Here is a 15,210-nt window from a genome sequence, read left to right on the forward strand (position 1 = left end):
CTCCCAGACTTTGTCCTTCATGACCCAGATGAAGGACTTTTCCCTGCCTGGACTCCCAGACTTTGTCCTTCATAACCCAGATAAAAGACATTTCCCTTCCTGGACTCCTGGATTTTGTCCTTTAACACACTTTGAAAACGGCAAAAAAGTAATAGAATAATTGTTAAACAAAGCCTATCCTAAGAAACTGAATAGCCCTTCTCTTATTAAGCAAACGTTTTTTTCGCAAAAAGCTGGATTCATCAGCCATTTATCTCTACAATAATAAAGTAGAAGCAGAATTTATTATTGACGTTTAATTAGAGGAGTGACTAGTACTTGAAAAGGATTTTCTCCGGCATTCAGCCATCTGGCTCTGTGACACTAGGAAATTATCTCGGAGCAATGAAGCAATTTGTAGAATTACAAAATGAATACGACTGTTTTTTCTGTATTGTTGACCAACACGCTATTACCGTTCCCCAAGATCGTTTAGAGTTACGAAAAAACATTAAAACACTTGCGGCACTATACTTAGCGGTCGGTTTAGATCCAGAAAAAGCGACGATTTTCATTCAATCTGAAGTTCCTGCCCACGCACAAGCAGGATGGATTTTCCAATGTGTTTCAACCATTGGAGAATTAGAAAGAATGACACAATTTAAAGACAAATCACAAGGAAAAGAAAGCGTTTTAGCTGCCCTTCTTACTTACCCGCCATTAATGGTTGGTGACATTCTTCTGTACAATACAGACCTTGTTCCTGTAGGTGAAGATCAGAAGCAGCATATTGAGTTAACTCGTGATTTAGCTGAACGATTTAATAAAAAATATAATGACATCTTCAAAATTCCTGAAATCAGCTTACCAAAAGCAGGAGCGCGTATTATGTCGCTGCAAGAGCCGACTAAGAAAATGAGTAAATCAGATCCGAATAAAAAGTCGACGATTGCCATCTTAGATGATCCAAAGCAAATCGAGAAGAATATTAAAAGCGCTGTCACTGATTCTGAAGGAATTGTTCGCTATGATAAAGAGAATAAGCCAGGTGTCTCTAACTTAATGGCGATTTACTCTATCTTCAGCGGCAAAAGTTACGATGAAATTGAAGCGATGTACGAAGGCAAAGGCTACGGCGACTTCAAAAGCGATTTAGCTCAAGTTGTTCTTGCTGAACTTGTTCCGATTCAAGAACGTTTCTACAGCTTAATTGACTCAGAAGAGCTGGATGAAATTTTGGATCGCGGTGCTGAGAAAGCAAACAGAGAAGCAAATAAAATGCTTAAGAAAATGTATAATGGCATGGGACTTGGTCGAAAAAGAAAATAAGACAAGTCTCGTTGCATGCAGAAAACCCACGAAAAAATTGTTCGTGGGTTTTTTTAACACTAAGGAAAGGCTTCACTTAGGTCTTGTAGGTCTTATTTTTGGAATTTCACCGAGCTCCCGAGCGAACTCTTCGTCCACACAGTCCGGCGCTATTTTTAAGTTCTTCGGAGTTTGAGGTAATGAACGTTTCTTACTGGATGTTGCTGGAGTATCTGCTCTTCCCATACTATTGCCTCCTAACGGAATTTTAATCTTTCTTAGTATGGCTAGGAATCACGTTTCTATCTCCTTTACACGAGCAGTTTTTATAGAAAATCCTTTCCATTCAGCGTAAAAAACAGCGCCAGACTGACCTGGCACTGTTTTTTATAGCATCGATGGACTGTCTCCAACTTCCATTTCCCATAACTTCTCGAAGAATGGCTGTCCTTTTACTAAGTTTTCACAAAGCTGCAAATGTTTATCGGACCATCCTTCTTTAATTTCTTCATATAGCTGAAGCCATGCTAAATCAAAGTTTAATTCTTGAATCATCGCATACTTTTCTGGAGCCCACTCCGTATACCAATAACGAATTTCAGCTACATTCTTCGCATTAAATAATTGATCCATTGCCATGAACAATAATTGTTTTAATTGACGCTCTTTTCGCGTTAATCCATTCATAAATGAAGGCGCTGGCGACAAAATATGATATTCCTTCTCAGATGTCGGTTTTTCAGTAAATGTATAATCGGATGCTTCATGGTTTTCAACCATCTCATAGACAATTTGTTCTTGGCGTGGAATCAGGCGGCTTTTACGAATCGGAATATGATATCCAATCGTGTCGACTGCTAATATTCCGTTGCCGTCTGTCACAACAAAGCAGTACTCTAACTGAATTCGTTCATGATTTTTTCTAGCATATGCTTTTTGATATACATCATCGAGCAAAGATTTCGGTAACTCTGATAAGTCATTTTCTATGTAATGAAACATAGAGGCGGAGACTTTCAAAAGCGGGACTTGATCTAAAAGCTCAATTCCATCGTCTTTTCTCCATTCATGAAAATGACAAACATTATAGCCATTTTCTTCTCCTTCAAACCAATTCACCCATACATCATGAAGATATAGCATATTCTATCCCTCACTTACAAAATTCTGTTTGTCCATCAGTATAGGCAAAATGCATGAAATTTATTCCTATTGGTAATAAGGAATTTTCCAAAACTGGATGAAAAAACTAGGCTATAGCACTTGTTTCTTTAAAATATCTTCTGCAGAAATAACGAGCGATTGGCGAACGGACAATGGAGAAGCATGTTTAACAAGCTGATATCCCGTCCAATACCCAATCATCTGCGGATACCCCTTTTTTCCAAGCATAATCGAATCGTGCAGAGGATTGGAACGATTAATGTTCAACTTCCCTTCTATATACCGATTCCATAATCGTTTATAGTCGGACTGAGGATATAACGCAGTCCAATGGGCTAAATATTTACTTCCTAAATATTTGGCGACCGTTCTTTCTGCTAACCCCTCCATAACCATCGCATCTAACAGCGTATAGTCCTTCGCTTCTTTCTTAGTACGATGCAAGCGGCAAACATGATGATATTCATGAATCAACACTGCTTCTAGCTCTTGATCGGTAATATGACTATCTAAAAAAAGAAATACGGCATGTTGAAACGCAAGGCCGGACTTCGCTTCCTTTGCCTTTTGCAAAAAACCCGGTGCCTGCAGCGGAAAAATATAAACGGGAACATCAGGACCATTCCACAACTCATTATACCTAGTAAATAACTGCCTAGCTTTTGTCCAGACGTCTTGCTTCATTAAATGATGATAGACTTTTCTCGCTTTCTCATTTGGTGTGTACATTCCATTTGCTTGTAAATGACGATACAGTTGTTCCGGTTTGACATCGATGATATCTAGGTTGTTCATCATCGTTAACGGGCGGTCAAACTCCGAAGCCATCCATTCATCTGTTTGAATGATTCCCATATCCTTCACCTCACACATTTAGGTATGTCATTTTATGCGTGTAGCTGCTAGTAAGTGAATTGGCGGGTTTTTTCATGAAATTAGCGGGATTATATAACGAATTGGCGGGTTTTTCCGCAAAATTGGCGGGATTATGTAACGAATTGGCGGGATAATCTATTTACAAAGCAAAATAAAGGCTGTCTCAACCTCGAGACAGCCTCATGTATCTTTAAAAAAATAAGAAAGTATAAAATTTCCGACATATTTTGGTGTCTAGCTCCGATGCCTAGCTCGCTGTGAAAAAGATGATTGCCCTCGAAAGGCAAAGAGCGCCTTCCGGGTCAATCCCTATTTTCTTCACGAGCTGACCAAGGCATCTCCGCTTTTCTTATTGATATTTCTTAAATAAAATCGTTGCGTTATGTCCGCCAAAACCTAATGAGTTACTGATAGCAGCTTGAATATCTGCCTTACGTGCCTCATTTGGTACATAGTCTAAATCACATTCTGGATCTGGTGTTTCAATATGAATCGTTGGCGGGATAATTCCCTCTTGAATCGCTTGAACCGTGAAAATCGCTTCAATTCCACCTGCTGCGCCTAGTAAGTGACCAGTCATCGACTTTGTTGAACTAACCGCTAGTTTATATGCGTAGTCGCCGAATACTTCTTTAATGGCCATCGTTTCATATTTATCGTTATATGGCGTACTTGTTCCGTGTGCGTTAATATATTGAATATCTGCAGGTTCTAATCCTGCATCTGCAATCGCAGCCTTCATCGCACGCGCCCCGCCTTCACCGCCAGGAGCTGGAGCTGTAATATGATAAGCATCACCTGTTGCACCGTATCCAGCAATTTCAGCGTAAATTTTCGCACCGCGTTTTAGAGCGTGCTCTAGTTCTTCTAAAACAACAATTCCTGCTCCTTCACCGATAACAAATCCATCACGGTTGATATCAAATGGTCTGCTTGCTGTATTTGGATCTGGATTTGTTGAAAGTGCTGTATTCGCACAGAATCCTGCAACGGACATTTTCGTAATCGGCGCTTCTGCTCCACCTGAAATCATGACATCCGCATCGCCGCGCTGAATCACTTTAAACGCATCCCCAATTGAATTCGTACCTGTCGCACAAGCTGTTACCGTACAAGAGTTAACTCCTTTTGCACCTAATAAAATCGATACTTGGCCTGTAGCCATATCAGGAATCATCATAGGTACGAAGAATGGACTTACTCGTTTATAGCCTCGTTTTAAAAACGTTTCATGTTGAATTTCTAACGTTTCAAGACCGCCAATTCCTGAACCAATCCATACCCCAACACGGTCGGCATTTGATTCATTAATATCAAGCTTTGCATCCTTAACAGCCATAGATGCAGCAGCAACTGCATAATGTGTGAAGCGATCCATTTTTCGTGCTTCTTTTCGATCTACGTATGTTTCAATATCAAAATCTTTAATTTCTGCAGCAACTTTTACCGGATATTCATCCGCATTTAAGCGAGTTAACGGGCCTACACCCGACTTACCTGCTTTAATATTTTCCCATGCTGTATGTGCATCATTTCCTAATGAAGATAAAGAACCAATTCCAGTCACAACTACTCGACGATTTGTCATACTAACCCTTAACTCCTTTCAAGCCTCACGATCATGTTATTTGTTTTATTTACCCCATCTTAAGGCAATGGCTCCCCATGTTAAGCCGCCGCCAAATCCGACCATGACTAATACATCATCATCTTTAATTCGACCTGCTTCTAACTCCTCCACAATCGCAATTGGAATGGATGAAGCCGAAGTATTTCCATATTTATGAATTGTTTTCGTCATCTTTTCCACAGGTAGATTTAATCGTTCACGAGCGGATTCCATAATACGAATATTCGCTTGATGCGGGATTAGTAAATCAACATCTTCGCGAGTTAAACCAGCCTTTGTTAGTACATTTAAGCTGGACTCTCCCATTTGACGAACCGCAAACTTAAATACTTCGCGACCATTCATCGCAATAAAGTCGCCTTCTTGTAATAAGTACTTGCCGCCTGAACCATCAGCACCTAGCTCAAAGGATAAAATCCCTCTGCCTTCTGATACAGGACCTAAAACAACAGCTCCGGCTCCATCGCCAAATAAAACAGCTGTATTTCGATCTTCCCAATTGGTAATTTTAGACAACTTTTCAACACCGACAATAAGGACGTGTTTATACACACCATTTTTAATAAACTGTTCTCCCGTTACTACCCCATACATAAACCCAGCACAAGCCGCGCTTAGATCCATCGCAGCTGCTTTTTTTGCACCTAACTGCTCTTGAATCATGCAGGCAACGGATGGGAAAGATTGATCCGGTGTTACCGTTGAAACGAGAATTAAATCAATATCTTCTGCAGTAATGCCAGCGCTTTCAATTGCTTTTGCAGCTGCTTTATATGCCATATCCGACGTGTTCACATCATCACTTGCTATTCTTCTTGCTTCAATTCCTGTTCGTGTTCGAATCCACTCATCAGAAGTATCCATTACTTTTTCCAAATCACTGTTCGTTACTATTTTTTCAGGTAAATAACGACCAATTCCTATAATTCCAGCATTCATTATGCCAACCCCTTATTAATTTTCAAAAAATTAATATCAAATATTATTACCTGGTACTAATTTTATATAAAAAATGCCCGATATGCAACAATAAAAGCAAAAGGTATCTAAAGATTACTATAAAAACCATCTTGGGCATATGATATGTACCTAAAAAAGCTGTCCCTTTTAGAACAGCTCTTCATTTTCTTACTGCTGAGCGTCGCTTTTCCCTAGCTCATATGCTTCTTGCATGACTTTTTTAAATAAATCCATAAACGGAGCCGCCATTTCCATTGAAAAAGGAATGCCGTTTGCCTCTAACTGCGCTTTCGCTTCTGGGAAGTACTTCATCGCAATCGCCATAAATTCAAGCGTTTTATCTTCACTCATCTCAATTCCTCCTACTCATTTGACACTTTTCTTTCATTATCCATTTTAGCCGTTCTATATTTGAAAGAAAAGAGCTATTCAAGCTCTCGCCATTTTTTCAACAGCTGCCAGCGCCGAAAATGCTTTTGCTGCATAGCTATTCCATCAGCTGGGGCTGTTTTGTTTTGTATCGTATAAATCATTCCTCGCTGCTTCCTTAAGCATTCCCTATATATGCCCGTATATTCGTCTTCTAATACTAATTGAGCACACTCTAACCACTGATTGCTTGCTTCACTTTGCACTTGAATGTTCTTTTCATCTCGAGATGCGAGTTCAACTAACACTTCTGGAAGATCGGCAACAAACAGAGCATCCAATCGATCCTCCGCTTCAATCGCCTTCTTTACTTCCGACGGCGCTTTCTTGCGAATCGCTGCTTCAAAACTCATTGTTTCTGGCTGCCAAGGTCCATAAACAGTCGGTAAAAACACTACTTTAACTGCACACATTTCCTCCGCTTTTTGCAAAAGAGCTTGATACATCGAACGCTCCTCTTCAATTGGCATAAGCATAATGATGTGTGACTTCTTATTCAGGTGTAAGTCTTTCAAAAAAGCCGCAATCACCTCAATAATTTCAGCTTGATTGTCTCGTTTGCTTTTACTTAAATCATAACAAGACACATAAATGGTCTTTTGCTTTTCCAGCGATAAATACTTTAGCTTATGTATCGGTATATATAAGAAGTTACTATTTCTCCCTATTTCCATTTCCTTGTCTTCTATACTTTCTCCGGACACGTCTTCCCAATCTACACCAAGTACTTCCTCTCCTCGGTCAAGCAAGTACTTGGTAAGATGAAACCCAACAAACTGATAAGCCCCAATCACAACGGATGTTTGCATATTTCAACTCCTCCCCGCCTGCCCTCATGTATCCTATATCGTATGCGGCAGACAGAGAGAATATTTTCATATTATAAATATGTTTCATGTTCTTTATAAAACTTATTTATAATATACGGAATTTTATAGCGTTTCTCCGGAAGCAAATAGGCTAACTGCACATTTTTATTATATCGCTGCAATCGACGATAAAGAGCAGATTGACCTTTTTGAAAACTATTTAACACATGAATAATCTGTACAGGTGTATATGTTAAACTCGGCATTGCTTCTGAATGATTTATAAAGGATTCACTTTCTGTATAATCAATTTCAAACGCTTCTGCCACTTCATATAATACTTTCTTATAAAACAATTTGTTTTCTTTTTCTTTTTCCAACTGCCATTTTAATGATAAACATGGATTCATCAACACAACCGAGCGAATTTTTGAACCAAGCTTTTTCATTAATTCAAAAGCAACAAGCGCTCCTGTCCCTTCGGCTAATATGTGTATTTTATCGTTGACAATCTCACTTTTTAGAAACTTGTGATACAGCTTTGCCGCAAGTTCAACCGACTTTATACTTCCCCAATTAGCTCCGTAAAAATTCGATGAAAATAACGTATACCCATAGCCTTTCAAATGTTCTAAAATACGTAACCTCCCGGGGTGCTGGAGCCAAAAGCTGCTTCCTTGTTCAACAAAATGACCACGATCACCGATCATAAGTATAGCAAAACCGCTCGGCTGTTCAGAGTAATGAACAATGCACCACTGGTCATCAATTTGAAAAGTTCGCTGTTCCATTTTGTCTACTCCTTTGCAGGAAAATTACTTCTATTAATGTATGTGAACATATAAGAAATGTAAGGGGGAGGTGCCTATTTACATAAAAATTTATATTAGAATACATTCGATTTTTATTCCCCATCTCCCTCCATACACGCAACTTTTTAACAGTCTTATAAAAAACTCGTTTTAACTGTATATTAATTATGATAAGATGAAAATGATTGTACTAGAGTGAGGTGAAATTCAATGAGTTATACGTGGACATTCTTTTGGTCATTTTTGTTAATTCATATGACTACATATGTAGTTTCTTCTATGTCAGGAGTTGCGTACGATTTTACTGTTGCAACGATTTTAAGCGTAATTGTTACAGTTCTTGTTATCATCGTAGCAAGCATCCTTCCAAACGAACCTGTGGAAAAGAGTCATCATTAAGAACACAAAAAGGTATCCATGTTATATCCGGATACCTTTTTTGTATAGTTAAGACTGTAACGTAAATTGTTGGTCAACGAAATCAATCGTAATCGTTGATTGACCAGCTAGTGTACCCGCAATAATTTCACGAGCAATTTTCGTTTCGATATGTTTTTGAATGAATCGTTTTAATGGTCTTGCTCCATATACTGGATCATAGCCTTGTTCCGCAAGCTGTTCTTTCGCAGTCTCTGTTAATTGTAAAGCAAAGCCTTGCTCCGCTAATCGACTTTGTAATTGCTTCATCATTTTCTCTACAATTTTCACAAGGTCTGCTTTTGTTAATGGTTTAAAGAGAACAATATCATCGACTCGGTTTAAAAATTCCGGACGGAAATGACCGCGCAATTCTGCAAATACTTGGTCTTTAATCTCCTCTTCTAATCCTCCATCTGCTGCCGCTGATTGTAATAAGAAATGAGAGCCGATATTCGATGTCATAATAATGACGGTATTTTTACAGTTAATCGTTCTCCCTTGTGAATCAGTGATGCGGCCATCATCCAACATCTGCAGTAAAATATTAAACACTTCAGGATGAGCTTTTTCAATTTCATCTAATAGAACAACGGAATACGGGTTTCGGCGAATCGCTTCTGTTAATTGTCCGCCTTCCTCAAAACCGACATATCCTGGAGGTGCTCCAATTAAGCGAGAAACCGCATGTTTTTCCATATACTCCGACATATCAATGCGAATCATATGCTCTTCACTATCAAATAATGTTTCTGCCAATGCTTTTACAAGCTCGGTTTTCCCTACCCCTGTTGGCCCAAGGAAAATGAACGAACCAATTGGTCGGTTTGGGTCTTTAATACCTGCTCTAGCTCGTAATACTGCATCCGATACTAAGTCGACTGCTTCTTCTTGTCCGACAACGCGCTCGTGAAGAATTTGTGATAAGCGCAGCAATTTCTCGCGTTCTCCTTCGACAAGCTTGCTGACTGGGATACCTGTCCAACGAGCGACGATGCTTGCGATTTCTTCCTCTGTTACTTCTTCACGAAGAAGCCTTGACTCCTGTTTTTCTTTTATAACATCATCTTCAAGCTTGGCCAGTTCCTTCTCAAGCTCAGGAATTTTTCCATGACGTAATTCAGCAGCACGATTTAAGTCATAGTCATTTTCCGCTTGCTCTAATTCACGGCGGAGCTTCTCAAGCTGTTCGCGCATATCTTGTACTTGCTGCAGCGAAGCTTTTTCCATTTGCCATTTCGCTTTCATACTATTCGCTTTATCTTGCAGTTCAGACAGCTCTTTTTGCAGCGCTTCAAGACGTGCTTGGCTTTGCTCATCTGACTCATTTTTTAACGCCGCTTCTTCAATTTCTAACTGCATCACTTTTCGTGTAATTTCATCAAGCTCTGATGGCATAGAGTCAATTTCCATTCGAATCATCGCACAAGCTTCATCAACTAAGTCAATTGCTTTATCTGGTAAAAAACGCTCGGTAATATAACGGTTAGACAGAACAGAAGCAGCTACAAGCGCTCGGTCATGAATGCGCACACCATGATGGACTTCAAAGCGTTCCTTCAATCCTCGTAAAATAGAAATCGTATCTTCTACATCTGGCTCAGGCACAAGCACTTGTTGAAAACGTCGCTCAAGCGCTGGGTCTTTCTCAATATATTGACGGTACTCATCTAATGTTGTGGCGCCAATACAATGCAGCTCTCCGCGCGCAAGCATAGGCTTTAACATATTTCCTGCATCAAGAGCCCCGTCTGTGCGTCCTGCTCCAACAATCGTATGCAGTTCATCAATAAATAATAGAATATTTCCTTCGCTTTTTTTCACTTCATTTAATACTGCTTTTAAGCGCTCTTCAAACTCACCGCGGAATTTTGCACCTGCTACAAGCGCACTCATATCAAGAGCAAACACAATTTTGTCTTTTAATCCTTCTGGAACGTCTTTACGCACAATTCGTTGGGCAAGCCCTTCGACAATAGCTGTTTTCCCTACACCCGGTTCTCCAATTAACACAGGATTGTTTTTCGTTTTTCGAGACAAAATACGAATCACATTCCGGATTTCAGCGTCACGACCAATAACAGGGTCCATTTTGCCATTTCGTACTTCCGCAACGAGATCGCGGCCGTATTTCTTTAATACTTCATATGTGCTCTCAGGATTTTGACTTGTCACGCGCTGGTTCCCCCTTATTCCTTGAATGATTTCCTTTGCTTGACGATAATCTATTTGAAAGGCGTTAAACAACCGCTTCACATTTGGTTTATTTTCTTTCAACATCGCTAACAATAAATGCTCAACCGAAAGATATTCATCTTCCCATGCAGCCATTTCTTGCTCGGCTGCCGTTAAGATTTGCTGCAGAGAGGCCGACATATAGACTTGACTCACAGTCCCGCCCACTTCAGGCAGCCCATTCAATTCCTTCGCTAACGCTGACTCAAATGTAGAAAAAGGCTCACTGGACCCCGATAATATGCGCAGCAGCATGCTTTCATCTTGCTCCGCTAAAGCGTGCAGTACATGCAGCTCTGTTAATTCAGGATTACGGCGCTTTTTCGCTAACTCCTGACCTTGTATTAACGCTTGCTGTGTTCTTTCCGTCATCTTATTTAGATCCATCCTAATCCCTCCCAAATAAGAATTTGACCATCTTTGACCTTTATATTTTTTATTATACTAGCTTTATGGATTATGTAAAGTTTGGAATTATTATTATCGACAACTTTTCCTTATTTATCGACGACTTTTTCCATTTATCAACGAAAATTGGCTGTTTATCCACGACTTTTCTTCATTTATCGATTTTCACACAAAAACAGGGTACGAAATCATCATGATTTCACACCCTATTTTGTATTCATGGTTTGCGTTTATATGTCCAAATTCGATTGTGATTGGATGTTTCAGGAAAAGAATCACCGGCATCTAATTTGATTTGTTTTGGGTTGTTCACTGTGCTTCCTGTTTCACCAATCTCGACATATATTCCATTATTCGGAGCTTTTTGCCCTGGTTTAAACTGACGATTTTGTCCCATCCGTAACCCCTCTTTCTTTAATATGTTGCATTTTTATTATTTCCGATAATCGACTCATCATGTCTTTTAATTTTAGGAGTTTAACCCAATATTGAAGCTAATTGCTGATAAAGAGCATCTTGGTCAATAAACCAGCGATCTGTTACGCCTTCTCTTCGAATAATAAAGTGAATCGTATCTTTTACCTTGCCCCTCTTCTCCGTATAAATAGCCACCTGAGCTGGTATATCAATGAGCAATAACTCATCTTCACCTTCACGACGCTCCTTCGAAAGGTTCAAGTATGTGATATCTTTAACAATTCTATTTAAATATTTCATACGATGCGCATTTGATACCGTCTGTGCTAATATTTTGGAATCTCCTTGATTGACGGCCATAGCAAATATATCAATTAATTCGGAAGGACTAACCGTCGCTGTATAGTCATCCAGCTTACCGGCCGCTTTCAAAATCATTAATTTATGAGCAAGGTCTTCATTTCTTAAACGATGTGTGATACTTCCTGAGAAATGAACACAAAAGTGACCCGAGAAACCATTATCAAGAGCACCAGCACCATGCGGCATGCCATGCATCGAGGCCGCAATTACTTGATCTTTTATGACAATTACAATCGCTCTTCTTTTCCAACTCCATTGATTATGATAAATCTCCTTCATAATCCGAGTATCTTTCCTCGTTAATGGCTGTACATCGGCATGCTGGCTCCCTGCTCTTCGCTGAACATTAAATTTTTGTCCAGTTTCAACATCGATAATGGTAAATTTCGCTTTATTAGGAATGATTTTATTCACTTCTTCCCAAGGCAGCATTTCAATTTTAAAGCTAATTGGAGTATCTTCGTCTTCCCATTTCATCGCATAAACGGAGGGAGTACACGCGAAAGTTAACATGAAAACAATCAATAACAGTAGGTAATTTTTCTGGCTGCTCATTTCACTTCTCCTATGTTTTTCCTTATTATTTCAAGATATGATGAATTGAATAGCCTTTAATATTTGGAAACTGTTCCCCCGTTACTTCTTTTGTTTCAAATACAGTTCCATTTGCATCAAGTCTTCAGGAGTATCCACATCTCTCCCCCACATAGAGTAATCGAAAGAAACGATTTTCATTCGATCCTGATGTGCTTGAATAATTGTTTTCCCCCCTTGATCTCCTTCTATAGAATCGAATGCTGAAAATAATTCGGCATCAAACAAAATTGGATGACCTACTATCCCTTCATAAGCAGGGCGTACAATCCGAACTCCTTCTTTTCTCGTTTTCTTATATTGTTCGATTAACGTTTGAGCAACCTCAGCCGGTACAAACGGCTGATCTGCTAAAAAAATAATCGCCGCATCGACGCGGCCTTTCATCGCTTCCATACCTAGTTTTAAAGAAGAGGCCATTCCCGTTGCGTAGTTTGGATTATATAGGACTTCAATTTGACGGAATTCATGAGGCAGCTTACGCATTTCCTCTATATATGGGCCCGCAATTAAAACGATTGGACTTAAGGAATAATAAATAGACGCTTTAAGCGCATAATGAAAAAGAGGTGTACCGTGCAATGGCAATAAAAGTTTAGGCTTGCCCATTCGTTTAGACATACCAGCAGCGAGGATAACTGCTCCAATCTTACTCATGAATTTTTACCTTTCCGTGAAGCGGCATTGGATTTTGCCCGCTTCTTACAGCCATTAATTCAGAAACAATACTAATCGCCACTTCCTCCATCGTTTCCGCTCCTAAGTCTAAGCCTAATGGGGAACGAATCGGACCACTGGAAAAATTCCGTCCAATGTTGGAAAGCATTTCTTCCGTTCGAGACATCGGTCCAAGCACACCGACAAAGCGCGGACGGCTGTTAAGCGCAAGCTGTAAGGCATCTTCATCATGCTGCTGATGATGATTCATAATGACCCACCAACAATCCATCAGTTCATTGGAGGAGAGTGCTGTAGAATGTTTAACGATATGATGTGCAGCACTAGGAAAAAAGCGAGAATTATTCAACTCTTCACGCGGGTCTAATACCGTCACCGCAAAGCCTGCTTTAGTCGCAAGCTCCACAACCGGAATCGAATCTCGTCCAGCACCCGCGACGATGAGCGATTCACTAGGTTTTACGGCATCAATCCAATATGGATGGCCTTTATACACAAATACTTCAGCACGCGTTTGCTTCTCCATGACACTTCTCGCCCGTTCAACTACCTCAATTGGCACACTTGCTGTATCCCCTAGCCTCTTTCCATCTTTTTGAACGATTAACCGTCTTCCAGTCGGAATCTCCAACACAAGTGAGAAAGCTTGATTCCTTTCAAGAGCTTCATTTATTTTCAGCCAAAATCCATCCTCACGTTCAATCGGCAATATGAGTATGTTCAGTACTCCTTTGCAACCGATTCCTAGTCCCCAAATGTCCTGCTCGCTTAAATTGTACGTTTGCACATGTGGAGTTTTCCGGTCCATTGCCTGTTCAGCCCATCCGTATAAATCACTTTCTAAACAGCCCCCGCTGATGGTGCCAAACATCTCTCCAGCTCTTGTCATCATCATTTTCGCCCCCGGAAGTCTATAAGCAGAACCGTTCGCACTAATCAGCATCGCAAGAGCGGCCTGCTCATTCCGTTCCCATGCTTGTTTCATTTGTTGAAACAACTCCTTGAACTCTTGTAACCGTGACATACTTCCCCTCCTAATTGACTATGTTGTTACATAGTTATTCAAAAACTACATAAACATGTACGAATACAATTTTTTAGTCATAACAAAAGGAGGATTCTTATATAATGGTAAATTATGTAAAATAAATTCAATAATCTATAAGGAGGAAATAATGAAGACAAACAAACTATTAAAATGGCTGATCGCATTCGCCCTCATCTTTACGGCCTATATCCCACTATCCAAACAAGCAGAAGCGGCACAAACACTGACTGCAACAGTTAATATTAAATCTGGTACATTAAATGTTCGGGAAAAACCATCAACCTCATCCAAAAAGGTCGGTTCCCTGAAAAAAGGAGCCAAAGTGACCGTTTATGCCAAAATGAAAAGCGGCTGGTCTGAAATTCGCTACAATAAGAAAAAAGCGTTTGTGGCGACTAAGTATTTAAAATTCACCTCCACGCAAGCTAGCTATCAACAAGATCCAAATAAAATTTATGTGTATAAGTATGAAGACGGCTTGTACACCGAAAAAAGCAACGGCAAGAAATATACTCACGAATACTTCGGAAAAGGCTGGTTGCTCTGGACAACGACAATGCCTGACAAAACAACATATCAATGGTATTTAAGGGAAACAAAAGATGGACTATATACCGTTCATCCCGATGATCCACACACTCATAACGCGCTCATTAAATATCCGGTCAAAGTAGGTTACTCTTGGAAAATCATCTATGAAGGCGACGTACTAAACACGTATAAAATTACGGCCGTGAATAAAACGGTTAAAACGCATGCTGGTACTTTCAAACAAGTGGTCGAAGTAACGGCTGAGGAAGGTGTAAAAATGTATTACGCTAAAAACATCGGGCTAATCAAAACGACCTACAAAGGAAAAACGACTGGGGAGTTGTATAAGTTGAAGAAAAAATAGAGGATTTGGCATGATTTTATGCTAATTAAAGAGAGCGTGATTCAAAGAGACACATGTATGTCTTTTTGAATCACGCTCCTTTATTACCCTGATGAAGGACATTTCCCTAGCTGAATTTCTCTTTTTGGGCCTTCATTACTCCGTTGAAGGACATTTTACTCGCTGAATTTCTCTTTTTGGGCCTTCAT

Annotated in this window: 16 protein-coding genes; 3 read left to right on the plus strand and 13 right to left on the minus strand. The window is 39.8% G+C overall.

The features are described from left to right. Positions 1 to 318 precede the first annotated feature (318 nt). The gene (gene trpS, locus V7068_RS03255; protein ID WP_252289398.1) at positions 319 to 1,308 is read left to right on the plus strand and encodes a tryptophan--tRNA ligase; all 990 of its coding nucleotides are present in this window, start codon (positions 319 to 321) and stop codon (positions 1,306 to 1,308) included. Positions 1,309 to 1,380: 72 nt separating this feature from the next. Here the strand turns inward: trpS and V7068_RS03260 are convergent, their stop codons facing one another. The 8 genes from V7068_RS03260 to V7068_RS03295 form a co-directional block, all read right to left on the minus strand. Next, positions 1,381 to 1,533: a YfhD family protein gene (locus V7068_RS03260; protein WP_499711000.1), complete on the minus strand. Its 153-nt coding sequence runs from the start codon at positions 1,531 to 1,533 to the stop codon at positions 1,381 to 1,383. Positions 1,534 to 1,674: 141 nt separating this feature from the next. Beyond that, entirely contained in the window at positions 1,675 to 2,430 is a 756-nt protein-coding gene (locus V7068_RS03265) for a YjbA family protein (RefSeq protein ID WP_252289394.1), read from the minus strand. 111 nt (positions 2,431 to 2,541) lie between these two features. Then, positions 2,542 to 3,306, minus strand: a complete 765-nt coding sequence (locus V7068_RS03270) for a DUF2268 domain-containing putative Zn-dependent protease (RefSeq protein ID WP_499711002.1) — start codon at positions 3,304 to 3,306, stop codon at positions 2,542 to 2,544. A gap of 370 nt (positions 3,307 to 3,676) precedes the next feature. Continuing rightward, positions 3,677 to 4,915: a beta-ketoacyl-ACP synthase II gene (fabF, locus tag V7068_RS03275; RefSeq protein ID WP_499711004.1), complete on the minus strand. Its 1,239-nt coding sequence runs from the start codon at positions 4,913 to 4,915 to the stop codon at positions 3,677 to 3,679. A 45-nt stretch (positions 4,916 to 4,960) separates the two neighbouring features. Further along, the gene (locus tag V7068_RS03280) at positions 4,961 to 5,896 is read right to left on the minus strand and encodes a beta-ketoacyl-ACP synthase III (protein WP_499711006.1); all 936 of its coding nucleotides are present in this window, start codon (positions 5,894 to 5,896) and stop codon (positions 4,961 to 4,963) included. A 189-nt stretch (positions 5,897 to 6,085) separates the two neighbouring features. Continuing rightward, entirely contained in the window at positions 6,086 to 6,268 is a 183-nt protein-coding gene (locus tag V7068_RS03285) for a ComZ family protein (RefSeq protein ID WP_119118137.1), read from the minus strand. A gap of 74 nt (positions 6,269 to 6,342) precedes the next feature. Then, the gene (locus V7068_RS03290; protein WP_499711008.1) at positions 6,343 to 7,155 is read right to left on the minus strand and encodes an NAD-dependent epimerase/dehydratase family protein; all 813 of its coding nucleotides are present in this window, start codon (positions 7,153 to 7,155) and stop codon (positions 6,343 to 6,345) included. A gap of 71 nt (positions 7,156 to 7,226) precedes the next feature. Continuing rightward, positions 7,227 to 7,946, minus strand: coding sequence for a hydrolase (locus tag V7068_RS03295; RefSeq protein ID WP_499711010.1), 720 nt, complete (start codon positions 7,944 to 7,946; stop codon positions 7,227 to 7,229). A gap of 231 nt (positions 7,947 to 8,177) precedes the next feature. Here V7068_RS03295 and V7068_RS03300 point away from each other — a divergent pair, with 231 nt between their 5' ends. Next, on the plus strand, positions 8,178 to 8,366 hold the full coding sequence (locus V7068_RS03300) for a YjzD family protein (RefSeq protein WP_252289381.1): 189 nt from the start codon (positions 8,178 to 8,180) through the stop codon (positions 8,364 to 8,366). Between the two features lie 48 nt (positions 8,367 to 8,414). Here V7068_RS03300 and clpB read toward each other — a convergent pair whose 3' ends face one another. The 5 genes from clpB to V7068_RS03325 all read right to left on the minus strand — a co-directional run bounded on the left by clpB (position 8,415) and on the right by V7068_RS03325 (position 14,103). Continuing rightward, a complete protein-coding gene (gene clpB, locus V7068_RS03305; protein WP_499711012.1) occupies positions 8,415 to 11,006 on the minus strand; it encodes an ATP-dependent chaperone ClpB in 2,592 nt (863 codons plus the stop codon). 238 nt (positions 11,007 to 11,244) lie between these two features. Next, the gene (locus V7068_RS03310; protein WP_119118132.1) at positions 11,245 to 11,424 is read right to left on the minus strand and encodes a YjzC family protein; all 180 of its coding nucleotides are present in this window, start codon (positions 11,422 to 11,424) and stop codon (positions 11,245 to 11,247) included. An 80-nt stretch (positions 11,425 to 11,504) separates the two neighbouring features. Next, positions 11,505 to 12,362 (minus strand): hypothetical protein, encoded by an 858-nt coding sequence (locus V7068_RS03315; RefSeq protein ID WP_499711014.1) that lies wholly within the window; start codon positions 12,360 to 12,362, stop codon positions 11,505 to 11,507. An 81-nt stretch (positions 12,363 to 12,443) separates the two neighbouring features. After that, positions 12,444 to 13,058, minus strand: coding sequence for a nucleotidyltransferase family protein (locus V7068_RS03320; RefSeq protein ID WP_499711016.1), 615 nt, complete (start codon positions 13,056 to 13,058; stop codon positions 12,444 to 12,446). Further along, positions 13,051 to 14,103 carry an XdhC family protein gene (locus V7068_RS03325; RefSeq protein WP_499711018.1) on the minus strand — a complete coding sequence of 351 codons (1,053 nt, stop codon included), beginning with the start codon at positions 14,101 to 14,103 and terminating at the stop codon, positions 13,051 to 13,053. Before V7068_RS03325 ends, V7068_RS03320 begins: the two co-directional genes overlap by 8 nt. 151 nt (positions 14,104 to 14,254) lie before the next feature. Between V7068_RS03325 and V7068_RS03330 the strand changes: the two genes are divergently transcribed. Beyond that, entirely contained in the window at positions 14,255 to 15,022 is a 768-nt protein-coding gene (locus V7068_RS03330; RefSeq protein ID WP_499711020.1) for an SH3 domain-containing protein, read from the plus strand. The last annotated feature ends 188 nt before the right edge of the window (positions 15,023 to 15,210 follow it).

Source organism: Bacillus sp. JJ634 (genome assembly GCF_036962285.1).
GTDB lineage: Bacteria > Bacillota > Bacilli > Bacillales > DSM-1321 > Peribacillus > Peribacillus asahii_A.